General features: G+C 65.4%; 21 protein-coding genes and 2 tRNA genes. 15 read left to right on the forward strand and 8 right to left on the reverse strand.

The features are described from left to right. Positions 1-55: 55 nt before the first annotated feature. On the reverse strand, positions 56-3082 hold the full coding sequence (locus MX571_RS13365; RefSeq protein ID WP_247417545.1) for a PKD domain-containing protein: 3027 nt from the start codon (positions 3080-3082) through the stop codon (positions 56-58). A gap of 344 nt (positions 3083-3426) precedes the next feature. Between MX571_RS13365 and MX571_RS13370 the strand changes: the two genes are divergently transcribed. The 4 genes from MX571_RS13370 (at position 3427) to MX571_RS13385 (ending at position 7216) form a co-directional block, all read left to right on the forward strand. Then, on the forward strand, positions 3427-4779 hold the full coding sequence (locus MX571_RS13370) for a ribonuclease J (RefSeq protein WP_247417548.1): 1353 nt from the start codon (positions 3427-3429) through the stop codon (positions 4777-4779). Next, positions 4776-5804: a geranylfarnesyl diphosphate synthase gene (gene idsA3, locus MX571_RS13375; RefSeq protein ID WP_247417549.1), complete on the forward strand. Its 1029-nt coding sequence runs from the start codon at positions 4776-4778 to the stop codon at positions 5802-5804. The genes MX571_RS13370 and idsA3 overlap by 4 nt, the downstream gene beginning before the upstream one ends. An 85-nt stretch (positions 5805-5889) precedes the next feature. Next, positions 5890-6192 (forward strand): Sp36 family protein, encoded by a 303-nt coding sequence (sp36, locus tag MX571_RS22910; protein WP_379751858.1) that lies wholly within the window; start codon positions 5890-5892, stop codon positions 6190-6192. After that, positions 6185-7216, forward strand: coding sequence for a DUF7972 family membrane protein (locus MX571_RS13385; protein WP_247417551.1), 1032 nt, complete (start codon positions 6185-6187; stop codon positions 7214-7216). The genes sp36 and MX571_RS13385 overlap by 8 nt, the downstream gene beginning before the upstream one ends. Before the next feature lie 44 nt (positions 7217-7260). Here the strand turns inward: MX571_RS13385 and MX571_RS13390 are convergent, their stop codons facing one another. Both MX571_RS13390 and MX571_RS13395 read right to left on the reverse strand, forming a co-directional pair. Further along, entirely contained in the window at positions 7261-8409 is a 1149-nt protein-coding gene (locus MX571_RS13390) for a citrate synthase/methylcitrate synthase (protein WP_247417553.1), read from the reverse strand. Between the two features lie 163 nt (positions 8410-8572). Continuing rightward, positions 8573-10018 carry a DHH family phosphoesterase gene (locus MX571_RS13395; protein ID WP_247417554.1) on the reverse strand — a complete coding sequence of 482 codons (1446 nt, stop codon included), beginning with the start codon at positions 10016-10018 and terminating at the stop codon, positions 8573-8575. Between the two features lie 296 nt (positions 10019-10314). Between MX571_RS13395 and MX571_RS13400 the strand changes: the two genes are divergently transcribed. Beyond that, a tRNA-Lys gene (locus tag MX571_RS13400) sits at positions 10315-10388 on the forward strand. Positions 10389-10641: 253 nt separating this feature from the next. Here MX571_RS13400 and arsM read toward each other — a convergent pair. Both arsM and MX571_RS13410 read right to left on the reverse strand, forming a co-directional pair. Continuing rightward, positions 10642-11460, reverse strand: coding sequence for an arsenite methyltransferase (gene arsM, locus MX571_RS13405; RefSeq protein ID WP_247417556.1), 819 nt, complete (start codon positions 11458-11460; stop codon positions 10642-10644). Next, positions 11447-11809 carry an ArsR/SmtB family transcription factor gene (locus MX571_RS13410; RefSeq protein ID WP_247417558.1) on the reverse strand — a complete coding sequence of 121 codons (363 nt, stop codon included), beginning with the start codon at positions 11807-11809 and terminating at the stop codon, positions 11447-11449. Before MX571_RS13410 ends, arsM begins: the two co-directional genes overlap by 14 nt. 176 nt (positions 11810-11985) lie before the next feature. Here MX571_RS13410 and MX571_RS13415 point away from each other — a divergent pair, with 176 nt between their 5' ends. Genes MX571_RS13415 through MX571_RS13425 form a run of 3 tightly spaced genes read left to right on the forward strand, consistent with a single transcriptional unit; the run spans position 11986 to position 13985 of the window. Further along, positions 11986-12381 (forward strand): ArsR/SmtB family transcription factor, encoded by a 396-nt coding sequence (locus tag MX571_RS13415; protein ID WP_247417560.1) that lies wholly within the window; start codon positions 11986-11988, stop codon positions 12379-12381. Beyond that, positions 12378-13541: an ACR3 family arsenite efflux transporter gene (gene arsB, locus MX571_RS13420; protein WP_368409023.1), complete on the forward strand. Its 1164-nt coding sequence runs from the start codon at positions 12378-12380 to the stop codon at positions 13539-13541. Before MX571_RS13415 ends, arsB begins: the two co-directional genes overlap by 4 nt. 6 nt (positions 13542-13547) lie before the next feature. Then, the gene (locus MX571_RS13425) at positions 13548-13985 is read left to right on the forward strand and encodes an arsenate-mycothiol transferase ArsC (protein WP_247417562.1); all 438 of its coding nucleotides are present in this window, start codon (positions 13548-13550) and stop codon (positions 13983-13985) included. A 113-nt stretch (positions 13986-14098) separates the two neighbouring features. On the opposite strand, the gene MX571_RS13430 is transcribed toward MX571_RS13425, so the two are convergent. The 3 genes from MX571_RS13430 to guaB all read right to left on the reverse strand — a co-directional run bounded on the left by MX571_RS13430 (position 14099) and on the right by guaB (position 16956). Then, positions 14099-14302, reverse strand: a complete 204-nt coding sequence (locus MX571_RS13430) for a hypothetical protein (protein WP_247417564.1) — start codon at positions 14300-14302, stop codon at positions 14099-14101. 80 nt (positions 14303-14382) lie between these two features. Then, positions 14383-15399: a sodium:calcium antiporter gene (locus MX571_RS13435; RefSeq protein ID WP_247417567.1), complete on the reverse strand. Its 1017-nt coding sequence runs from the start codon at positions 15397-15399 to the stop codon at positions 14383-14385. Between the two features lie 72 nt (positions 15400-15471). Further along, positions 15472-16956 (reverse strand): IMP dehydrogenase, encoded by a 1485-nt coding sequence (gene guaB, locus MX571_RS13440; RefSeq protein ID WP_247417569.1) that lies wholly within the window; start codon positions 16954-16956, stop codon positions 15472-15474. Positions 16957-17185: 229 nt separating this feature from the next. Here guaB and MX571_RS13445 point away from each other — a divergent pair, with 229 nt between their 5' ends. The 7 genes from MX571_RS13445 (at position 17186) to MX571_RS13485 (ending at position 23020) form a co-directional block, all read left to right on the forward strand. Then, positions 17186-17437 (forward strand): hypothetical protein, encoded by a 252-nt coding sequence (locus tag MX571_RS13445; protein WP_247417572.1) that lies wholly within the window; start codon positions 17186-17188, stop codon positions 17435-17437. Continuing rightward, entirely contained in the window at positions 17438-18451 is a 1014-nt protein-coding gene (locus MX571_RS13450) for a DUF5794 domain-containing protein (RefSeq protein WP_247417575.1), read from the forward strand. It abuts the gene before it with no gap. A gap of 39 nt (positions 18452-18490) precedes the next feature. Beyond that, a complete protein-coding gene (locus MX571_RS13455) occupies positions 18491-18718 on the forward strand; it encodes a DUF5795 family protein (protein ID WP_247417578.1) in 228 nt (75 codons plus the stop codon). Positions 18719-18824: 106 nt separating this feature from the next. Further along, a tRNA-Trp gene (locus tag MX571_RS13460) sits at positions 18825-19004 on the forward strand. 375 nt (positions 19005-19379) lie between these two features. Continuing rightward, a complete protein-coding gene (locus MX571_RS22715) occupies positions 19380-20984 on the forward strand; it encodes a zinc metalloprotease (protein WP_368409024.1) in 1605 nt (534 codons plus the stop codon). Between the two features lie 168 nt (positions 20985-21152). Beyond that, complete coding sequence (locus MX571_RS13480; protein ID WP_247417580.1) at positions 21153-21413, forward strand: HalOD1 output domain-containing protein; 261 nt, start codon at positions 21153-21155, stop codon at positions 21411-21413. 152 nt (positions 21414-21565) lie between these two features. Beyond that, positions 21566-23020 (forward strand): DNA polymerase Y family protein, encoded by a 1455-nt coding sequence (locus tag MX571_RS13485; RefSeq protein ID WP_247417584.1) that lies wholly within the window; start codon positions 21566-21568, stop codon positions 23018-23020. Positions 23021-23037 lie beyond the last annotated feature (17 nt).

The raw sequence follows: 23037 nt of genomic DNA on the forward strand, positions 1-23037 counted from the left end.
TAACGGCCGAATGACTCGAACCGTAAACGGCTATCGCCAACGAATCTGGTGGGACTCACTGTCCTCCCTCCGACTCACGAACACGTTCCTTGATGTCCGCCCTGCTGAGAAGCCCACGACTGGAGAAGTGCGTGCTGAAGTCGTCGATCACTCTGGCGGTGCCAGGCCCAGACCCACCAGTACGATAGCGGATGATCGTCCCACTCACAGTCGCGCGAGTTCCCACGACACGATCTTCCTCGGTGTACGCTGGACGGATGACCTCCTCTGTGTTCGTGCGACTCATCATCCATCGGCGTTCGGTCAGCGTATCGCCGATTCGGTAGTCTGTCTGGCCGGACACCTGTCGCCAGGCGGCTCGCTCGTTCTCAACGGTGTCCACCTGCTGCCACTCGTACTTCGCAGGTTGGACAATCGTGGTGTGGGACGCGACGTACTCGCGTTCCGTTTTAGTTCTCCAAGTGCTGTACCGGTGCTCGTACTCCGTCGCGTATTCGGCTGCATCGACGAGCGTGCGTCGAACGTCTCCAGTAGCCGAATGATACGATAGATGCTTCGAACGGGCCCAGTACGTATGGGTGACGTCGACGTACACCGTCCGTTCGTAGGTCACCTCGTAGCATCTCCCGTACAATGGACATTGACGGCTCGTAATCTCACGCGTTCGCGGTTCGACCGTCGAGTACTCGTACTCGCGTTCGGTGGAGTATTCGGCAGGGTCGGTGCGAACTCTACGTGTCTCGCCGGTGAATCCGTTTCCTTTGGTACGTCTCCACTCCGTATGCGTTTCTCTGACCCGCTCGCGATGCGTCTGAACGCCGTCGGCGGTCCACTGCGAATGGGTCTTGAGGAACAGTCGACGGCTGTACGTCGAACTGAACTCACGAGAGTCTGTATCGACGATTTCCTCCTGGGTTCGGACGTGTTCCTCGATGCGGTAGCCGACAGTAGTCGACTCGGAGTTCTTGACCTCGTAGCCAGCATCGACTAGCTGCTGCATCTCGCTACGTGCATTTGCGACAGTCGTCTCCTCGGTCTGCTTGCGGATTACGTACCGGAGGTTGGTTACATCGAGGGTGCCCCGGCCTGTTCGCTGGGACCCGGTGAGTGCCACTGTCGGTAGCGTCGTCGTCTTCCGTGCGTAGTCCGGGCGTTTCTCGTTGTATAGGACGAGTCGCGCATCCGGCCCGTTCTTCGCCAGCGCACTCGCGGGCAGTTCGATCGTCCCCTCGAATGCGAAGTCGTTCTCCCCCCCGACTGCATCGGTGTACAGTTCGTCCCATTCCACGACTTCACCAGGCACACCTCTGAGTTCCGCTCCGATGTCGAGATTTGCTGTGTTGCGTCGAAGCTGTACGAGAGCCGTTCTAACTTCAACCCGAACCGGTTCGTCTGGTGAGAACGGACCTTCTCCGACAACTTCTGTTGATTCTATATTGGGGACTAGTGTCTTTTGAGCACTCCAATTCTGGTAGACTCTCGCCCCGGAGTCATCCTCGATAATAATTTTTCCATCCTCCCAACCAGACAATCGACCGATGGAGTCGTCTCGCTCCGTCGCCTCTGCCCCATTTTTCCAGATATAGGTCAAGGTCGTTCCATCAGGGTCGAACGAATCGCTCGCATCGATAATGATGTCCTCTCTCGTATCTATCGGAGCACGCGTCGAACCCCCCGACCCTCCAACAGGCCTCGTACCATCATTTAGCATCTCGATACGCATCACCGACTTGCTAGGAGTGACAATGAACCCTGAACTCCCGTCGCTAATCATCTTACTCGGTTGATGGGATTTCATCTCCAGAACGAACTTCACACCATACGGCGATCCTGAGCTAGGGGATTCACCAGCCCAATAGGTGTGGACAGTGGCGATTCCATCTTCTGTCGCTACCTTTCGACCGGCTATTCGACGCACATCAGTTGGCTTCTCTGCGCTGACATCGATTCCTAAATCCGCTACCGAATGCCCGTTCAAATCGATTTTCAGGACATGGTGCGCCGTGTATCGTTCTGCATCGATTCGCGGGTGATACGAGTCGACGGGTCCGTTTACGAACTCCGCCGAGACCACTTCGGGAGGTGCGAGTACTGTGACGGTGCGATTCAGCGTCGTCTGCTGTCCCCGTTCATCGACTGCTGTGACGACGATATCGTAGTCACGCCCCGGCTTGGCGTCCGCCCAGTCGAAGTCCACTGTCGACCGAGAACCATCGTTCACCTCTCTGCCTCGTGTACCGAGTCCGTCAACACTCACGTCGACAGACTTCAGGTTCCCGTAGCCGTCAGTTGCGCTCGCCGTTCCGGACAGCCCGTCCTGAGAGACGAGGTCGGAGAGCGACAGGTCGGGACGAGGATCCGCGACGATACGATTCGTACCGTCTGCAAAGTCTGCCTTCTCCGTCGTACCATCTGCGAAGGAGACTGTGGCCGTGAGCCTATGATCGCCAGGAGACCAGCTCCTAACCAGTGACTGACCAGTCGCCTCGACGTCGCCGTCGACAGTCCATTCGACCTGGTCGACGGTACCACTCGTCGCTATAGAGTACTCCCCTCCGAGTGGCCGGTCACCCGTGACGAGTTGCGGACCGCGAATCGTCGGTGAACGGTCGACCGGGGTTGGCGTATCAGGAGGCCCCGCGGGTGGTGGCGTAGTCGAGACTGGCGTGCTGGGGGTCGAGGTGGGTGCTGTGGTCGTCGTGGTGGGTGTCGTCGCTGCCTCGCCGACGTCGACGTAGAGCGAATCGGACGCAGTGTCGCCGCTATCATCTGTTACGGTGAGGGTGACGACGTACCGCCCGACTGTCTCCGCGACGAACGTCGTTCGAGGCTCTGTCGGTTCGCGGGGACTGACAGCAGTCCCCGTCGGTGTCTCGATACGCCACTCGTACTCGGCGATACGTCCATCGGGAGCACGTGACCCCGACCCGTCCAGGAGGACAGTCGTTCCCCGTTCGACGGACTGATCGAGGCCTGCATCCGCGAGTGGTTCGGAAATCCGGTCGACTCCTCCGACAGCAGCGACGGGTCCGACCGTCGCTACGACGACGAACGCAGCGAGGGCCAACGGTTTCGTTCGCATCTATCAGGACGTAATCTGGTTACTGATTAAAAAAGTTAGCAATCGGAGAAAGTAATAATTGTGTATGGGTATGGGACAAGTAGACCGAGAGTCGGAGTAATTCGGGTCTGCTCGGAGGAGGGGAGAAGCCACGCCCTTTTTACCAGAGTAGCCTGTAGGCCCCAGTAACCGAGTAGACGGTCGCTCACGGGTTGCGAGCGAGCGACCGGCGGGGTCCAGCGTGGGACCGCCGATCGACGGCGTTCACGCGCACTAGGGGCCGCGCAGGATGCAGTCTCCAGCGGTCCGTTCCCGCCGGTCGGTCGCGTCGTCGCGCCGTCGGGCGACTCCTCGGAGTCAACACTATGGAAGTCGAAATCGCAACGATTGGCGGATACGAAGAGGTCGGCCGACAGATGACGGCCGTTCGTGCCGGGGACGACGTGGTCGTCTTCGACATGGGGCTCAACCTCTCGCAGGTACTGATTCACGACAACGTCGAGACCGAGCGGATGCACTCGCTCGACCTCATCGACATGGGCGCGATTCCGGACGACCGCGTCATGTCCGACCTCGAGGGCGACGTGAAGGCCATCGTGCCCACGCACGGTCACCTCGACCACATCGGGGCCATCTCGAAACTGGCGCACCGCTACGACGCCCCCGTCGTCGCGACGCCGTTCACCATCGAACTGGTCAAGCAGCAGATCAACTCGGAGGAGAAGTTCGGCGTCGAGAACGACCTCGTGAAGATGAGCGCGGGCGAGACGATGTCCATCGGCGACTCGGGCAACGTCGAACTGGAGTTCGTCCACGTCACTCACTCCATCATCGACGCGATCAACCCGGTCCTGCACACGCCCGAGGGCGCGGTCGTCTACGGCCTCGACAAGCGCATGGACCACTCGCCGGTCATCGAGGACCCCATCGACATGAAGCGGTTCCGCGAGATCGGCCGCGAGGGCAACGGCGTCCTCGCGTACATCGAGGACTGTACGAACGCGGGTCGGAAGGGCCGCACGCCATCCGAGAGCGTCGCCCGACGCCACCTCGAGGACGTGATGACCTCCGTCGAGGACTGGGACGGCGGCATCGTCGCCACGACGTTCAGTTCCCACATCTCGCGGGTCACGTCGCTCGTCGAGTTCGCGAAGGACATCGGTCGTCAGCCAGTGTTGCTGGGCCGGTCGATGGAGAAGTACTCGGGGACCGCCGAGCGCCTCGGCTTCGTGGACTTCCCGGACGACGTCGGGATGTACGGTCACCGCAAGAGCGTCGACCGGACGTTCAAGCGCATCATGAACGAGGGCAAGGAGAACTTCCTGCCCATCGTGACCGGCCACCAGGGCGAGCCACGGGCGATGCTCACCCGGATGGGCCGCGGCGAGACGCCGTACCAGCTCGAAGACGGTGACAAGGTCATCTTCTCGGCGCGGGTCATCCCGGAGCCGACGAACGAGGGCCAGCGCTACCAGTCCGAGAAGCTCCTGAAGATGCAGGGCGCTCGCATCTACGACGACATCCACGTCTCCGGCCACCTCCGCGAGGAGGGCCACTACACGATGCTGCAGGCACTCCAGCCACAGCACGTCATCCCGGCCCACCAGGACATGAAAGGGTTCGCGCCGTACACGAAGCTCGCGTCCTCGCAGGGTTACACCCTCGGACGTGACCTGCACGTGACGCGCAACGGGAACATGATCCAGCTGACGGAATGAGCAACGACGCCGACCGGGTCGAACAGGCCGTCCAGGAACGCCGCGACCTGGTGAACGACGCCATCGCGGACATGCTGCCCATCCAGCGGCCAGAACGGCTGTACGAGGCGTCCCGGTACCTGCTGGACGCGGGCGGCAAGCGACTACGCCCGGCGGTGTTGCTACTGGCAGCGGAGGCCATCGAGGGCGTCGAGCCGTTCGCCGAGGACTATCGGTCGTTCGGCGACGAGGATATCGACGTGATGGCCGCGGCGGTCAGCATCGAGACCATCCAGTCGTTCACGCTCATCCACGACGACATCATGGACGACGACGACGTCCGTCGGGGCGTCCCCGCCGTCCACCGCGAGTACGACCTCGAGACCGCTATCCTGGCCGGTGACACGCTGTACTCGAAGGCGTTCGAGTGCATGCTCGACACCGGCGCGCCTGCCGACCGAACGGTCCGTGCACTCGACGAACTGGCGACGACCTGCACCCGCATCTGTGAGGGGCAGGCGCTCGACGTGGAGTTCGAGGGTCGCGAGTCGGTGGCACCGGACGAGTACATCGAGATGGTCGAGTACAAGACCGCCGTGCTGTACGCGGCGGCCGCGTCCATCCCGGCCATCGTCCTCGGTGCCGACGACGAGGTGGTGGAGGCGCTCTGTGGCTACGGACTCGACGTGGGTCGCGGGTTCCAGATTCAGGACGACCTGCTCGACCTGACGACGCCCAGCGACACCCTCGGGAAGCAGCGTGGCTCGGACCTCATCGAGGGCAAGCGGACCATCATCTCGCTGCACGCCCGTGAACACGGCGTCAACGTCGACACGCTAGTCCCGCACGAACGGGACGCGGTCACCGAGGACGATATCGACGCGGCACTCGACGAACTCGACGCGGCCGGGAGCATCGAGTACGCCCGCGAGATGGCACAGGAGTACGTCGACCGCGGGAAGAACCGTCTCGAGATTCTCCCCGACGGGGAGGCTCGCCGGACGCTCGAAGCCATCGCCGACTACCTGGTCGAGCGCGAGTACTGACAGCGCGACGAGCGGCGGTATGCCGAAGCTGGGGCCGTTTCCGCGGCGTCAACTGTTTTCACGCCTCGCCGTGTCGGCCTCGACGATGACAGAACGTGTCGAATGGGAGTACGAGACGTTACGTGCTCCCCGCGGGGCGACGAAGCACGAGACCAGCGACCCGAAGGACGAACTGAACGACCTCGGCGCGGACGGGTGGGAACTGGTCGGGACCGCGTCGTACTCCGGTGGTGGGACGAAGTACTACCTGCTGAAGCGACCACGCGACTCGGATGCGACCGGGAGTCGAGATGGGGCCGGTGCGCGGGATGCGGCCGGTGCGCGGGATGCGGCCGACGACGGCGATGTAGCCGGGAAGACGGATGCAACCGGTGACGTCGATGGGTGACATCTCGGTCAGCGAGCAGGACGACATCAGCACCGAGAACACGATGCGGGCGCGGGCCGGGGAGAGCCGCATCAAACTGTGGGTGCTCCTGGGCGCGAACCGGCTCTTCATCACGGCGGTGCTCTCTGCGGTCATCTTCGTCGGGTTCATCCTCGTCAGCGTGACGCTGTCTCCCCCGTTCCGCGTCCGCGTCGTCCAGGGCGACGTGCTCGGGACGATGTTCTCGACGATGACCAGCGCGCTCGTCACGGGCGTCACGCTGGTCGTCTCCATCAACCAGCTCGTCATCTCACAGGAGAACGGACCGCTGGGCGACCAGCACAGTCGGATGAGCAACACGCTCGACTTCCGCCAGTACGCGAGCGAACTCATCGGGACGGCGACGCCCGCCGACCCCTCGGCGTTCCTGGCGACTATCGTCGAGGCGTCAGAGGACCGCGCCGAGCGGTTACGCGAGTCCGTCGACGGCAACGACAACGACCAGTTCGTCGACGAGGTGAACGAGTTCGTCGAGAGCCTCACCGGAAACGCCGACACCGTCCAGGAACGACTCGACGGAGCGGCGTTCGGGACGTTCGACGTGCTGTTCGCCGCGCTCGACTACAACTACTCGTACAAGGTGTTCCAGGTCGAGCGCCTCCGAGAGCTGTACGGCGACGACATCGGTGACGAGACGAGCGAGGTGCTGGACGAACTCCACACTTCGCTCGTGATGTTCGGGCCCGCACGCGAGCACATCAAGACGCTGTACTTCCAGTGGGCGCTGACCAGCCTCTCACAGATGATCGTCTACGCCGCCATTCCCGCGCTGCTCGTCTCGGGGTCCATGCTCGCGCTCGTGGACGCGACGACGTTCACCGGGACGACGTTCGGTATCAGCGACGTCCTCTGGGTGACCGCGGGCGCGTTCACCGTGACGCTGGTCCCGTTCTTCCTGTTCGTCTCCTACGTGATGCGCGTGGCGACGGTGGCGAAACGGACGCTCGCCATCGGCCCGCTCATCCTCCGGGACTCACAGCGCTGAGTGGAGGCGTCGGTATGGTACCGGCTGACACCGGCCATCCGCACTCAACGCTCTTCGACGGGGACCCACGACCGGTCCGTCTCGCCGACGTACCTCGACCGCGGCCGCACGATGCGGTTGTCCTCCAGTTGCTCCAGGCAGTGTGCCGTCCACCCGCCGACCCGCGAGACGCCGAACGTCGCCGCGAACAGCTCGCGGGGGACGCCGACCCCTCGCAGGAGGACCGCCGTGTAGAACTCGACGTTCGTCTCCAGCGAGCGTCCGGCCTTTCGCTCGGCGAGCACGTCGACGGCCGTCGACTCCACCTCCTTCGCGAGGTCGAAGAACGCCGACTCCTCGTCCGCGTAGAACTGCTCGGCCGCGGCCGAGAGCACCGCCGCTCGCGGGTCACGGACGCGGTAGACGCGGTGGCCGAAGCCCATCAGTCGCTCGCCCGAGTCGAGGCGGTCGGTCAGCCACTCCTCCGGGTCTCCGTGGTCGGCGATGGCGTCGAGCATGTCGAGCACCGGTCCCGGTGCGCCGCCGTGGAGCGGCCCCTTGAGCGCACCGACCGCACCGGTCACCGCCGAGACGACGTCCGATTGCGTGGAGACGATGACTCTGGCGGTGAACGTCGAGGCGTTCAGCCCGTGGTCGACGACCGTACAGAGGTACGTCTCCAGCCCCCGGACCTGCTCGTCGGTCGGTTCCTCGCCGGTGAGCATGTAGAGGTAGTTCGCGGCGTGGCGCAGGTCGTCGCGGGGTTCGATCGGTTCCTCGCCGTTCGAGAGTCGCCAGTAGGTAGCTACGGCAGTGGGTAGCTGGGCGACGGCCACCATCGCGTCACGTTTCGGCTCTGGCTCGGCGTCCGAACCTCGCGCGAGGGTCGCACACGCGGCGCCGATACGCTCGGCGTCCATCGCGTCGTCGCCACGTTCGGCCGTCTCCCGGAGTGCGGCGAGTGTCCCCCCGGAGAGCTCCCGATGGGGCTGCAGGGAGGCCCGGAAGTCGTCGAGTTCCTCGCTCGTCGGGAGTCGGTCGTTCCAGAGCAGGTAGAGCGCCTCCTCGTAGGTCGCGTTGGAGGCGAGTTCCGCGAGCGGGAACCCCCCGATGACAAGTTCGCCCGCCTCGCCGTCGATGGTCGACAGTCGGGTCTCGGCGGCGAGGACGTGTTCCAGTCCGGGGTCGAACGTGAGGTCGGTGTCGTCTGCCATCGCTGGCAAAAGTTGCCTGACCGACGACTTAGCGACGCGGCTACCGGGCGTGCTGGCCGGGAGTTTCGACGAACTCCAGCCGATGGACGGGAGTTCGACGAAGTGGGCGCGAACTGTACGAGAGATGCGCGTGACGTACGAACGGTGGTAACTCGTGTCGCAGTCAGCCGCCGTTGTCGCCCGTCTCGACGCCCATCGCGTTGAACAGTTTCCGACGGACCGCCTCTTCGGTCAACTGGAGGAGCGTATCGCGGTTGTCCTCGCTCGTCTCGATGCCCGTGAAGATGCCGAGCGGTATCTCGACGGTGGCGTCCGTCGAGTGGCCGCGAGCCTCGCCGATGTCGCCGAACGCGTCTTCGAGGACCGCGCCGATGTTCATCCGGATGTCCTTCGAGCGGGCGGCGAGGTAGATGGTGTCCTCGGCGATGGCGAACACCGCCGTCGTCGTGATTCCCTCCAGGTTCAGGAGGTGCTGTGCGGCCTGTGCGAGTGCGTCCCGGTCACGGACGAAGCCGGCGTTCGAGACGAGGTGGCTGCCCTTGACCTCTCGGTTGCGGATGGCCTCCGCCAGCACGTCGAGCGTCTCGGCGCTCATCGACGGCGACTCGACCTGTTCGAGCGTGTCGTGGTTGACGAACGGGTAGAGGTACGCCGCCGCGGTGAGGTCGGCGGGCGTGGTGTCGCGCTTGAAGTCGAGCGTCTCGGCGCGGATACCGTACAGCAGTGCCGTCGCGACCTGTTCGGACAGGGAGATATCGAACTCCTGGATGTACTTCGTCAGGATGGTCGAGGTGGCGGCGATGGAGGGGCGGACGTCCGAGAACGTCGCGTCGTACTCCACGTCGGGTTCGGCGTGGTCGATGTAGACCCCGACCGAGCGGTTGTCGAGTGGGTCGGCCGCCTGCGAGTGGTCGACCAGCGCCAGCGTGTCGTAGTCGGCGAGGTCGACCTCCGACCGGGAGAGCAGGTCGATACCGAGCAGGTTGACGAACGCCCGGTTCTCCTGGAGACCGATTTCGCCCTCGTAGACGATGTCGGCCTCGACGTCGCGGGCGGCCGCGATGGCCTGTAACGCGACGGCGCTCGCGATGGAGTCCGGGTCGGGACCCGGCGAGGTGAGGATGGCCAGTCGCCCGTCCGTCCCGTCGAGGACCTCGGCGAGTTGCCCCGCCTTGTACTCCAGTTCGCCGGTCTCCAGTGCTCTGAGCGCGGAGTCGGCGATGACTGCGGAGGGGTTGATGACGACGTCCGCACCGCTCTCGGAGAGGTCGTCGGCGGAGACCGGGTCCGAGGCACGGGCGACGACGAACTGGTCGCCCCCTCGGGAGCGGAGGTTCTCGACGGCCGCCTCGTTGGCCTCCTCGTCCGAGGAGAGGATGAGGACGACGTCACGGTCGGCGATGGTCTCCGCCACGCTCGCCTCGCGGATGTCCGCCGTGCGGGCGTCCATATCCTGGTCTCGGAGCGCTTCGACGCGGCCCTCGTCCATGTCGAGGATGAGGACGTCCTTCCCTTCCGCGTCGAGTTCCTCCGCGACGGCGTGCCCGACGCTGCCACACCCTAATATAGCGTAGGTGGACATCGACGCCATCGTGATGGCGGTACTCATGATATCCTACTTCTGACGGCGTAGTACTTGAAACCCCCCACTTGACAGTCTCAGAGCTACGTCTACGCGGGCGAAAAGCGGCAGACAGGAGCGTGGTCACCCCACGCCTGCCGTCCGGGAGCGGTTTCCCAGCCGGGACCCCACGGTTGGTGGACGACGGCCCACGGCGCCCACCGACCTCGCTCCCGTGAGAGGGGATTCGTCGGTGTCCAGAAAGTGTTTGTGGCCGGTTCACAACCGCCTCGGAGTCCCCGAACAGAAACCTATATGAATCGAACGACCGCACCTGTATTCGAGGGCTGATAGCTCAGCCAGGCAGAGCATCTGGCTCTTAACCAGACGGCCGAGGGTTCAAATCCCTCTCAGCCCGTTTCTGCTCCGAGTGCTTGCACGAGGAGTGAAACGGCCGTGGATTTGAACTAAAGAGCGAACGGTAGTGAGCGACTGGAGTTCAAATCCCTCTCAGCCCGTTTTCCTGCGTCGTCGAACGCAGAGCGTTCCGACTGCCAGCCGAATCGCGTTGGATTCGGCGAGAACGCTCGTGACGAACGAAGCGGTCGTGAAGATTTCTGGCGTGATATCGTCGCAACCCGGCCCATCGGGTATGAAGTTCCGTCGTGCTCCTATCGAGGCTTCTCCGCCTCGATTGTCGCCGACACGATGTACTCACTCAGGTCTCTCGTCTCGTCCCACGTCCGGATGAACGACTCGCTCTCTCCCTTCGGTGAGACGTCGACCGTTTCGAAACCGGCCGCCGCGAGCAATCGCGCCACCTCGTCGACCGTCTCCGCCCCGGAGACACACGCTGCGAGTGCGTCCGAGTCGTCGAGGACGTCGTCCGGGAACGGTGCCGTTCGCACGATGTCGGAGATAGTCAACCGGCCGCCCGGGCGAAGCACACGGTAGGCCTCCTCGAAGACCCCTCGCTTGTCCGGCGAGAGGTTGACGACGCAGTTCGAGATGACGACGTCGACCGTCTCGTCTGCGACGGGCAGGTGCTCGATCTCTCCGAGACGGAACTCGACGTTGTCGGACCCGTTTCGTGCCGCGTTGGCGCGCGCTTTCTCGACCATCTCCGGCGTCATGTCGACACCGAGGACCCGTCCGGACGGGCCGACCGCCTGCGCAGCGAGGAAGCAGTTGAACCCGGCACCCGACCCGAGGTCGAGGACCGCCTCGCCCGCTTCGAGACCTGCGATTGCCGTCGGGTTCCCACATCCCAGACCCAGGTTCGCTCCCTCGGCGACCGTCTCCAGTTCCGCGTCGTCGTAGCCCAGCTCTCGGGTCCGAGCGTCGAGGCCGTCCGAGCCGCACCCACAGCCGTCGCCCGCACAGCACCCCTCGTTCGTGGACCGAGTCGCGATGTCGGCGTACCGCTCCCGGACGGCGCTCCGCTGTTCGGTCGCCGACCGGGTTGCTCGTCGCTCGTCACTCACTCCCATCACCCCGTAGGTCGTCGAGCGTGGCGAGCAGTGCCGTCGCGGATTCAGTGGCGCTGTAGTAGCGCCAGCGACCCTCTTTCCGCCGCGTCACGAGCCCTGCGCTGCGGAGACGGGACAGCGCCTGACTGACCGCTCCCTGACTCACGCCCAGTGCTGGTTGGAGTTGACAGACGCAGACGCCGTCCTCGGCACCGGCGACGATGCGCAGCGCTTCGTACCGAGTGTCGTTGCCCAGCGCAGAGAGCAACTGCACGTCCGCGGCGAGCTGGTCGTCGTCGGGCGCTGCAGGTACAGAGCAGCACTCGACCGCCGATTCTGGGTCCGTCCGACCGCCGGTCTGGCGAGTCATTTTAGCTATCTCTAATATTAGTGTCTACTCATATAGCCGTACCGGCAATCTCGGATCTGGTTGAGTGATACTTCAGCTATCTATCGGTCGAGCTATCGGTACGAGACGTTACTCAGACTAACAGTAGTCGCAGAGAGCTAGCTAGTTTATGAGGTCGGAGCCAGAATAAATGAACAGTGGCTCAATCGAATACTCGTCTCCGTCGTTATCTCGAAGACGAGATCGGCGACTGCTGTGACGAGGACGTAGAACAGCGACTCGCAGAACTCGATGCGTTCGACGTCGGGAGTCCCGAGCGAGTGACCGACCACGTCGTCGCGTTGTCGGCGCTGGCGAACGAGACGCGCTACCGACTGGTCGGCGCACTGCACGCTGCCGACGGAGAGCTCTGTGTCTGCGAACTCGTCCCGCTGGTCGACGTGAGCGAGAGCGCAGTGAGTCACGCGCTGTCGACGCTCACCGAGGCTGGCATCGTCACCAAGCGCAAGGACGGCAAGTGGCGCAAGTACCGCATCACGCCGCGGGGGACCGCGCTGCTGGTCGCACTCGACGGGACGGAGCCACGACAGTGAACACGAGTACGGAGCACGACCACGGGCCGAACTGCACGTGCGAGTCGTGTGGCGACCCGCGGTCGATGGATTTCCTCGACAAGTACCTTACCGTCTGGATTTTCGGTGCGATGGCACTCGGCGTCGGTGTGGGCTACGCCGCGCCGTCAGTGACCGACCCCATTCAGAACTTCTATCTGGTCGAAATCGGTCTCGTCGTGATGATGTACCCACCGCTGGCGAAGGCCGACTACTCACAGCTGCGGACGGTGTTCGGCAACTGGCGCGTCCTGGGGCTGAGCCTCGTGCAGAACTGGCTCATCGGCCCGACGCTGATGTTCGGCCTCGCGGTCGTGTTCTTCGGCGGTTTCGTGCCCGGACTCCCGGCCCGCCCCGAGTTCTTCCTCGGCCTCGTGTTCATCGGGATGGCCCGATGCATCGCGATGGTCCTCGTCTGGAACGAACTCGCCGAGGGCTCGACCGAGTACGTCACCGGACTGGTCGCCTTCAACAGCCTGTTCCAGATCGTCACCTACGGCGTCTACGTCTGGTTCTTCGGGCTGGTCCTGCCCCCGATGTTGGGGATGGAGTCGCTGGTCGCGGGCATCGAGACGTTCGACGTCACCCCGATGCAGGTGTTCGGAGCTATCGCCGTCTTCCTCGGCATCCCGTTCGTCGCGGGGGTCCTCAGTCGGTACGTCGGCACGCGGGCGAAGAGCGAGGCGTGGTACGACGAATCGTTCGTCCCGCGTGTCGACCCTCTGACGCTGGTCGCGCTGCTGTTCACCATCGTCGTGATGTTCGCCACGCAGGGCGAGAACATCGTCGCCGCGCCCGGTGACGTCCTGCTCATCGCCGTCCCGCTCACCATCTACTTCGTCGTGATGTTCCTCGTGAGCTTCGGCATGGGCCGGGGCGTCGGCGCGGACTACTCGACGACCACCGCCATCGGCTTCACCGCCGCCTCGAACAACTTCGAACTGGCTATCGCCGTCGCAGTCGCCGTCTTCGGAGTCGGCTCCGGCGTCGCCTTCGCGACCGTCGTCGGCCCGCTCGTCGAGGTCCCCGTGTTGCTCGCACTGGTCAACGTCGCACTGCACTTCCAGCGCCGGTTCGACTGGAGCGAGAGCGACACCAGTTCCGGGAGCGCCTCCGGAACCAGCCCTCCTATCGACGATTAACGAACCATGTCAACCGCAACCTCACGCCCGACTCGCATCGCCTTCGTCTGCGTCCAGAACGCCGGTCGCTCGCAGATGGCGACCGCCTTCGCCGAACGGGAACGCGACCAGCGGGGTCTCGCCGATAGCGTCGAAATCGTAACGGGAGGAACGCATCCCGCCGACGAGGTCCACGATGTCGTCGTCGAGGCGATGCGCGAAGAGGGGTTGGACCTCGCCGACCGGACACCACGCGAGGTGTCGACCGACGAACTCGAAACCTGTGACCTCGTCGCGACGATGGGCTGTTCGACGCTCAGCCTCGACACGTCGGGCGGCGTCGACGTCCGCGACTGGGACCTCGACGACCCCCACGGGCAGGACGTCGACGCCGTTCGCGCGATTCGAGACGACGTCGAGCGCCGAGTGGCGGCGATGTTCGACGAACTCGAGCGAGACACCTGATAGATCTCCCGTCGTGACTCGACACCCGAACTCGGTTCGGCCGGTTGAAACGATCCGAACGGTTCCAGTCGCGTTCGTGCGGGTCGACGACGAGTGACCGCGGATGCGGTCCGTCACTCACCCTGGCTCGATACGGTGCGGTGAGCGACGAGGACCCCGCCACCGACGGCCAGAGCGAGCGCCGGTGGGGTCACCGTCGGGTCGGTCGGGTCCGGCGCGAACAGCGTGAACAGGACGAACAGCGCCGTGGCGACGAATGCGGCCGCCACGGCGGTCCGGAGGGTGTCGGAGAGGGCGACGAGCGTGAGAGCGGACACGAGTACCCGGCCGTTGCGCGTCGAGAAATATCCTACACATCTCTCGTTCGTCAGCGTGCGCCCGTCGAGTGTGGTTCATCTCAGAGGCCTGGAACGAGACTCGTCACGTCGAGCGTTTCGGCGACCATCCAGCCGACGAACCCGACGTAGACGGCGAGCAACACGCCGGACTCACGCGGCGTGAGTTCGAGTTCGGTCCTGAGAAGACCGAAGACGACGACGGTGGCGAGAGTCAGGAACCCCATCGTCGGGACGACGACGGAGAAATCCACTTCTACGGTCCCCCGGATGAGAACGGCGATGGGCACGACGACCAGCAGGTCGAAGATGTTGCTGCCGAAGACGTTGGCGAGACTGGTGACCCCGTCACCGCGTTGGGCGGCCCGAACGCTGACGAGGGTGTCGGGGAGGCTCGTCGCGGCCGCGAGGACCGTGATTCCCCACAGCGCCGGGGGTGTGTCGAAGATGGTCCCGAGTTCGATGGCGGCGCTGACCAACTCCTCGACGGCGACGGCGATGACGACGAGACTGACGAGCAAGAACAGCCACTCCTTGAGTACCGAGAGGTCCTCGGGGGGTTCCTCGGCATCGTAGTCACTGGTGTCCTGATACTGGGTGAAGACGTAGACGCCGTACAGCAAGATGGGGATGATGGCAAGTTCCCGCGTCACGGTTCCGAACAACTGCCCGTCGCTACCGGTCGGGTAGTAGATGACCGCGAGCGCGAAGGTGATTATGAGCGCGCTGACGCTGACCATGTAGAACTGCGCTTCCTTGTAGACGATGTCGCGGTTCGCCCCCACGCCTTCGCCGTAGAGCCCGCTGATGGCGGGGATGACGAGGACGTTGAAGATGGCGGAGCCGACGATGGCGGCCACGCCGAGGTCGAACGCACCCCTTGAGGCGGCGATGACGGTGGTCGCCAGTTCTGGGAACGACGACCCGATGGCGACGACGATCGCGCCGTGGACGACCGGCGGGAGACCGTAGTACAGCGAGAGGTTCTCGGCGGCCCGTTCGAGGAGGGAGCTACCGCCCCAGACGAACGCCGTCGCGACGACGACGGTGAGGGCGATGACGAGGAGTTCGACGAGCATCCGGTCGGCGCAAGGGTGCCCCCGGACTTAACGGGTCTGAAGACAGACCGGACAGCGGATCGATGGGAACAGCTACTCGCCGGGTTTGTAGTTCGGCGCTTCGTCGGTGATGACGACGTCGTGGGCGTGGGACTCCTTCTGACCGGCCGAGGAGACGCGGACGAACGACGAGCGCTCCTTGAACGCGGGGATGGACTCGGCACCGACGTAGCCCATGCCCGACTGCATCCCGCCGACGAGCTGGTGGAGTTCGGAGGCGAGCGGCCCCTTGTACGGCGTCGCAGCCTCGACGCCCTCGGGGACGAACTCCTCGTCCTCGTCGGCGTCCTTCAGGTACCGGTCGCCGCCGCTCTCGCTCATCGCTCCGACCGAGCCCATGCCACGGTACTGCTTGTAGCGCTTGCCGTTCATCGTGATGACGCGTCCGGGTGCCTCGTCCGTCCCGGCGAAGTAGGACCCGAGCATCACGGCGTCGGCACCTGCCGCGATTGCCTTGATGGCGTCGCCCGAGTAGCGGATGCCCCCGTCGGCGATGACCGGGACGTCGTGTTCGCTCGCAACGTCTGCGACGCCCGCGACGGCCGTTATCTGGGGCATCCCGGAGCCGGAGACGACACGCGTCGTGCAGATGGAACCGGGACCGATGCCGACCTTCAGGCCGTCGGCGAAGTCGACGAGTTCTCGGGCGGCCTCGGGAGTGCCGATGTTCCCGACGACGACATCCGCGTCGACCTGCTCCTTGATGTCGCGGGCGGAGTCGACGACGTTCCGGTTGTGCGCGTGCGCGCAGTCGATGAACACGACGTCGGCCCCGGCGTCGTCGGCGGCCGTCGCACGGTCGACCTCGAAGGGACCGACGGCGACCCCGGCGCGGAGACGACCGTCGTCGTCGCGCGCGGCGTCGTCGTACTCGCGGCGCTGGAGGATGCCCTGCATCGTCACGAGCCCGGTGAGTTTCCCCTCGTCGTCGACGATGGGCACGCGCTCGATCTTGTGCTCGTACATCAGTTCGAGCGCCTCGCGTGCGCCGACGTCCTCGCTCGCCGTGATTACCTTCTCGGTCATCGCCTCCTGTACCTCGTCGGCCTCGCCGACCTCCAGATACGGCCGGATGTCGGTCCCGGAGATGATGCCGAGGACGGTGCCGTCGTCGGCGACGACCGGTGCTCCGGAGACGCCCTCGCGCGCCATCATCGAGTCGACGTCGCGGACGGTCTGGTCGGGGGCGGCGGTGACGACCTCGCGGATGATGAGTTCGTCCGCGCGCTTGACGCGGGTGACCGCCTCGGCCGTCTCCTCGACGGTCATGTTCCGGTGGAGGACCCCCAGACCACCGTTCCGGGCCATCGCGATGGCGAGGCCCGCCTCGGTCACGGTGTCCATCGCTGCCGAGAGGACGGGAATCGAGAGCGTGACGTTCTTCGAGACGCGCGTGCTGGTGTCCGCGTCGTCTGGTTCGACGTGGCTCTCCATCGGCCGTAACAGGACGTCGTCGAACGTCAGCGCCTCCGGAACTCGAAGCTTCTGCGAGAACGTACCGTCGGGAGTCTCCGCCATGTAAGCGGTGGTCGGCCGCCGCGCAAAAACGTTGCGAGAGAGGCATCGACGTATCAGCTCGGAGACCACTGAGACCGAGAACGACGACTCGCAACTGGACGTTCGTGAGCCACATTACGGTTCTCCTTGCGTGAGAACCCATAACAAGTACCGATGTGGTTGAGAACGTTCCGTCGCGTGCGGACACGTCTCACACAACGCTTATTGGGTTATCTACAAATATTGCGATATGGACTCCGCACGTCCCGTCGGAGGTCGCCCCGGCACGCAACTTCTCGCCACCGGAGAGACCAAACCGTTTACAGGGGTCGTGCGCACATCCGTCACGCTGTGGACTCGGATTCGGAACGCTGTCGGCATCGCGACTCCCGGCGAGTCGCAGGCGGACGGCGCGGTCGTCGACGACGCGACGGCCCGACTCCGGCCGCGGTATCGCGAGGATGTGCTCCACTCGGCCACTGGTGAGGCCGCCAGCGCCTGAATGAGTACCTCCAGACATCCGGTCGCGTTACGACTCGAGCAGCAGGTCGGTCGCGGTACCAGACTGCTGGCCACCGTGATGGCCCTCCCGCTGGTCGACGGTATCTTCGCCGCACTCGTCCTCGCCGGTGCACTCACCACGGCGAGCGGCGGCATCAACCCCGTCGGCGTCTTCGAGGTCGGACTGCTCGTCTTCGGGGGGAGTGCGACGCTCGCCGTCGTCCTCGCCGAGATGGAAGGGACGACCAGAGAGCGCGTCGTCAGCGCTCTCGCCGTCGGTGCGCTCGTCGTCCCCCTCGCCGCCGTCGAGGCGGCCATCGCCCCGACCATCGAGGCGGCCATCACCATCGACATCTTCAACCGGTTCGCCGCGCTCGTCATCCTCGCCATCGCGGCGAAGACGGCGAGTTCGACCGTCGGCGAGTGGCTCCCACGACCGGGTGCCATCATCGGCCTCGGCCTCATCGCGAGTCTCGACCCGAGCGGTGCCGAACTCGTCGTCGACCCCGACCCGACTCTCATGGCAGCGGCCGCGGCAGCCGCCGGTGTCGGTGTCGGATTCGCACTCCTCGTCGCCATCGCGGGGCCGACGCTCCGCGGACTGGTCGACATCGACCGCTTCCGATTCGGCAGTGCCGTCGCACTGGGCGTCCTCCCGCTCACGCTACTCCACGTCATCGAGACGGACGTCCCGCTGGCACTGGCCGTCCTGGGGGTCACCTGTCTGCTGTCGCTCGACCCGGATTCCGAGGACGTCCCGTTCGGCATCGCGTCGGAGTCGAACGCGACGGCCAGCGGCGACGGGTCCCAGTCGCGGCGACCCGCCCACGCACACCAGGGTGGGCCGCGCCACGGCACCAGCCCGAAGAACGCGCCCGTCGCGGGACCGCAGCGTGAGAGCACGGCCGACCCGGAGGCCCGCGGTGCGAACGCGGGGAATCCGGCGACTGACGGCGGGTCGGAGTCGGGCGACACGGACGACTCCGAGGACTCCGAGCGCGCGCCGTGGCTGTAGACTGCAGGGCTTAAGGCGCTGACACTCCGCTGCTCTTCTATGGAGAACCGCGTCGTTCAGGGCCGGATGGTCACGCCCCAGTCGCTGGCCGAACTCATCGAAGGCGACTCCGTGATGGACGCCGAGAACATCTCTGACGCCGACCGGGACTGCCCCGAGTGCGGCGAGAACGTCGTCGAGGTGGGATACATGCCGTCGGTGACGGAGTTCGTCACCGGCTACAAGTGCCAGGAGTGCGACTGGGCGACGACCGACCGAGACGAGTAGTCGAACAGCGATTCGGCCGGTAGCGCCTGTCGTGGGCGCGTTGCCGGGATTCACCCGTCTCCCGAATCGAAACCGCTTTAGGGCTCTTCCTCCTCGTCGGGAACGCGGGGACGTGGCCAAGCCAGGCATGGCGACTGACTCCAGAGGCCACGCGCCCGGTGACGAGACTCCAGACTGATATACCGAGCGGCCGACTGATCATCGGTTCGCGTTGACGACCCTCTGGAGTACCGAGGCGCACACCGGAGATATCAGTCGATCGGGGGTTCAAATCCCTCCGTCCCCATTCTTCGCTGTCGCGAACGGACGTGAGCGACTGCAGGACTCACATCGGAGAATGTGAACCAGAGACCGTTCACGAGAGCCTCGCTCTCGTGATCCAACCGAACCCTCCGGTTTCGGTGACGAACGCCAGTGAGCGACCGTGGTTCAAATCCCCCGGCCCTCGGCGAGGTGGTGACGATACCATTGGATGGTTAGACCGCTAACAGTGACGAGTCGAAAGCTGTCCCGCTGTGGCGGTGTTTGACCGCGTAGTGGAGGTCCTGTAAACAGATCCCGGTGACTCGAGAGTCTCGAACGCCGACCCCACGCCGCCACAGAGTAACAGGCTACACTGATACTCCCCAGCCTAATACATTCATGAATTCGATAACTAGGCATGGAAGACAGGCGGCTCGCCGTCGTCGTGCTGGGAGTGCTCGCACTCACCGGACTCGCGACGGCGGGAGTCACGAACGCGGGGGCGCTCGACGGTGACGACACGAGCCCGATAGCAGAGTGGCAAGCGGGGACCGACCCGTTCAGCGCGGACTCCGACCAGGACGGACTGAACGACACGGTCGAACTCGGCGGACCGACCGACCCCAACGCGGCAGACACGGACTCCGACGGACTGCTCGACGGCGAGGAACTCGACCTCGGGACGGACCCGACCGTGACGGACACCGACGGTGACGGTATCGACGACGCGACCGAAGCCGAGGGTAAGACCGACCCCACGAACGCCGACACGGACGGCGACGGTCTGGAGGACGCGGTCGAACGTGACGGCGACACCGACCCCGCGAACGCCGACACGGACGGTGACGGTCTGACCGACGGTCGAGAGGCCGACCTCCGCACCGACCCGACGGCGGTGGACACCGACAGCGACGGACTCGACGATGCGACCGAAGTCGACGGACCGACCGACCCGACCGACCCGGACACGGACGACGATGGGCTCGACGACGGTGCGGAGCGAGATGCCGGGACCGACCCGGCCGACGCCGACTCGGACGACGACGGTATCCCTGACGGCCGAGAAGCCGACCTCGGTACCGACCCGACGCGATCCGACACGGACGGTGACACCATCGCCGACGGTCGGGAACTGGACCTCGACACCGACCCCACCGAGGCCGACACGGACGGCGACGGACTGGACGACGCGGCCGAACTCGACGGACCGACCGACCCGACCAGGGCCGACACCGACAACGACGGCCTCGACGACGGCGCGGAGCAGGCGGCCGGCAGCGACCCCACCGTCGCCGATACGGACGAGGACGGCCTGACCGACGGCCGAGAAGCCGACCTCGGCACCGACCCCACTGCCACCGACACCGACGGCGACGGGTTCGGTGACGGCGAGGAGGTACTCGAGGAAGAACGGCTCCCGGACGCCGACCCGCTCCGGAAGGACGTCTACGTCGAGGTCGACTACCAGGCCGGAGCGACGATCTCGGACGAGGAGCGTCACCGCATCGTCGAGAGCTACGCCGACGCGCCGGTGTCGAACCCGAGCGGCGAGCGGGGAATCGCCCTCCACCTCGTCGTCGACGAGCAGGTCGGCGGTGACTCGCCTGTGTACTGGAACGGTAGACGCGGCGACTGGAACGACCTGGGCGACTTCTACTACGACCGGTTCGACAACTACGGAGCGGGCTACCACTACGCGGTCGTCGTCGACGAACTGGACGACGACCGGACCATCGGCCTCGGAGCCGAGGGCGTGATGCTCGTCGAGGACCACCCGCGGGCCGAGACGGGGAGCACGCTGATGCACGAACTCGGTCACTCGCTGGGCATCGGGTCGGACACGTTCACCGGCGTCGACTCTCGGGAGCGGTCGGTCGCCGAGTACCCGTCGGTGATGAACTACAACGCGGACAACGACTTCTACGGCTACTCGGACGGGTCGAGCGGCGACGGCGACTTCGACGACTGGGGATACATCGAGGAGCACCTCGACACGCCGCCGACGTACGACCGGTCGGGGTGAGCACACACGACGATTCGGCGAGACGACTCGTCGGCGTCGCCGACGGAAACCACTCCTCAGCCGAACCGGCATCCTCGTGGCACGAACACCTCGTATAGCCACGTCTCGGGGACCGCCACTATCCAGTTAGACAGTATTCTTTTTATGCGATACCCCCGCATTCCGGTGATGACAGACCTACGCCCTTCCGTCGCGCTCGTCGAAGCGGTCGCAACTGAAGCAGGCTGCCACCCGGTCGACCTCCCCCCGCTGTACGACACGCTCGACCCGGACGCGCTGGATCGACTGTTCCCGCTCCGCGGTGACGGCGAGATCGTCCTCCACTACCACGGCTACGAGGTGACGCTCCGGGACGTCGACGACATCACCGTCGACGAACTCGATGCGACGAGCGACCGGAACGAACTCGCGGCCGGTGTCTCGAACTGACCAGCATCACGTCGTGAACTGCTCCCCGCACGGGTCGAGCCGAAGCGCTAGCGACGCGCGACCGTCTGCCGTCCTCCCGGTCCCCTCGCTGCGACGGACCACATTCACTCCGAACTGAACAACTACTAACCGCTGGACGCGTACTCTCTACCATGCACGGCGGTGGGGCGACCGACGCGCACGACGACGACCGGGTCGTCCTCCACGTCGATATGGACTGTTTCTACGCGGCGTGCGAGCGCCGACGCGAACCCGCACTCGAAGGGAAGCCCGTCGTCGTCGGCATGGGCTACGAGGACGGCGCGAGCCACGGCGCTGTGGCGACGGCGAGCTACGAAGCCCGCGAACACGGCGTCGAGAGCGCCCAGCCCATCTCCCAGGCGCTCGACGCGCTCCCACGAGTCGAGTCCGGGTCCGAGTGCAACGGCTCCGAGTGCGAGGAGTCGCCCGGCGACGACGACAACGAGGCAGACGTCGGGTCTGTGACCGAAACAACCGACGAAGAGACCCCACGCGGATACTACCGGAGCGTGGACCTGGAGTACTACGAGTCGGTCAGCGCCGAGGTGAAGGCCATCCTCCACGAGGTGAGCGAGACGGTCCGGGAGGTGAGCATCGACGAGGCGTACCTCGACGTCACCGGACGGGTCGGCTGGCACAGCGTGGACGTGTTCGCCCGGAGCCTCCGCGAGCGAATCCACGAGGAGGTCGGCGTGCCCGCCAGCGTCGGCGTCGCGCCCAACATGTCGACGGCGAAGATCGCGAGCGACCACGACAAGCCGGACGGACTCGTCGTCGTCGAACCCGACGAGGTGCGGGAGTTCCTGGCTCCGTTGCCGGTGGACGACCTCCACGGCGTAGGCCCGGTCACCGCGCGCGAACTGCGTTCGATGGGCATCGAGACTGCCGGTGACCTCGCGGCCGCCGACCGGACGGAACTGGTCGACCGGTTCGGTGCTCGCGGCCGCGAGTTCCACGAGCGCGCCCGTGGCGTCGACCGCCGCGTGGTCGAACCGGTGGGCCGCCCCAAGAGCCTCTCCAGCGAGTCCGCGTTCACCGAGCAGACGGCCGACCCCGAGCGCATCCGCGGACGGCTGACCGACCTCGCGATGGAGGTGGTCGAGCGGGCCGACGCGCGGGGCGCGCTGTACAAGACCATCGGCATCAAAGTCGTCCGGCCTCCGTTCGACGTCAGCACCCGCGAGCGGTCGCTGTCGGGGCCGGTCGCGGATGCCGACCTCGTCCAGTCGGTCGTCGCCGACCTCGCCGAGGAGTTCGAGGGGGAGACGGTCCGCAAACTCGGCGTCCGCGTCTCGAACCTCTCGTTCGGCGAGGGGACGCAGTCCGGACTGGACCGCTGGGAGGGGATGGAGGAGGTGGGCGAGGAGACGGAACCGTCGGTCGAGGACGCCAGCGACCCACACGCCACGAACGGGGACGAGGGCGTCGCCTCGCTCGACCGGTTCGTGCGGGACGGCGGAACCGACCCGGCGACCGACGACGCAGAGCCGAATGGGAGGACCACCGACGACCCACCGGGAATGGGAGACCCACCGGCGACCCGTCGGCTACCCCCCGGGCAGACCACGGTGTTCGACTTCGTGTGAGACCGTCTACCGCACCA

This window comes from Halomarina salina, assembly GCF_023074835.1.
GTDB lineage: Archaea > Halobacteriota > Halobacteria > Halobacteriales > Haloarculaceae > Halomarina > Halomarina salina.

Coding starts and splice junctions, on each gene's coding strand:
- MX571_RS13365 (WP_247417545.1), bottom strand. CDS start 3,082: ATGCGAACGAAACCGTTGGCCCTCGCTGCGTTCGTCGTCGTAGCGACG.
- MX571_RS13370 (WP_247417548.1), top strand. CDS start 3,427: ATGGAAGTCGAAATCGCAACGATTGGCGGATACGAAGAGGTCGGCCGA.
- idsA3 (WP_247417549.1), top strand. CDS start 4,776: ATGAGCAACGACGCCGACCGGGTCGAACAGGCCGTCCAGGAACGCCGC.
- sp36 (WP_379751858.1), top strand. CDS start 5,890: ATGACAGAACGTGTCGAATGGGAGTACGAGACGTTACGTGCTCCCCGC.
- MX571_RS13385 (WP_247417551.1), top strand. CDS start 6,185: ATGGGTGACATCTCGGTCAGCGAGCAGGACGACATCAGCACCGAGAAC.
- MX571_RS13390 (WP_247417553.1), bottom strand. CDS start 8,409: ATGGCAGACGACACCGACCTCACGTTCGACCCCGGACTGGAACACGTC.
- MX571_RS13395 (WP_247417554.1), bottom strand. CDS start 10,018: ATGAGTACCGCCATCACGATGGCGTCGATGTCCACCTACGCTATATTA.
- arsM (WP_247417556.1), bottom strand. CDS start 11,460: ATGGGAGTGAGTGACGAGCGACGAGCAACCCGGTCGGCGACCGAACAG.
- MX571_RS13410 (WP_247417558.1), bottom strand. CDS start 11,809: ATGACTCGCCAGACCGGCGGTCGGACGGACCCAGAATCGGCGGTCGAG.
- MX571_RS13425 (WP_247417562.1), top strand. CDS start 13,548: ATGTCAACCGCAACCTCACGCCCGACTCGCATCGCCTTCGTCTGCGTC.
- MX571_RS13435 (WP_247417567.1), bottom strand. CDS start 15,399: ATGCTCGTCGAACTCCTCGTCATCGCCCTCACCGTCGTCGTCGCGACG.
- guaB (WP_247417569.1), bottom strand. CDS start 16,956: ATGGCGGAGACTCCCGACGGTACGTTCTCGCAGAAGCTTCGAGTTCCG.
- MX571_RS13445 (WP_247417572.1), top strand. CDS start 17,186: ATGGACTCCGCACGTCCCGTCGGAGGTCGCCCCGGCACGCAACTTCTC.
- MX571_RS13450 (WP_247417575.1), top strand. CDS start 17,438: ATGAGTACCTCCAGACATCCGGTCGCGTTACGACTCGAGCAGCAGGTC.
- MX571_RS13455 (WP_247417578.1), top strand. CDS start 18,491: ATGGAGAACCGCGTCGTTCAGGGCCGGATGGTCACGCCCCAGTCGCTG.
- MX571_RS22715 (WP_368409024.1), top strand. CDS start 19,380: ATGGAAGACAGGCGGCTCGCCGTCGTCGTGCTGGGAGTGCTCGCACTC.
- MX571_RS13480 (WP_247417580.1), top strand. CDS start 21,153: ATGACAGACCTACGCCCTTCCGTCGCGCTCGTCGAAGCGGTCGCAACT.
- MX571_RS13485 (WP_247417584.1), top strand. CDS start 21,566: ATGCACGGCGGTGGGGCGACCGACGCGCACGACGACGACCGGGTCGTC.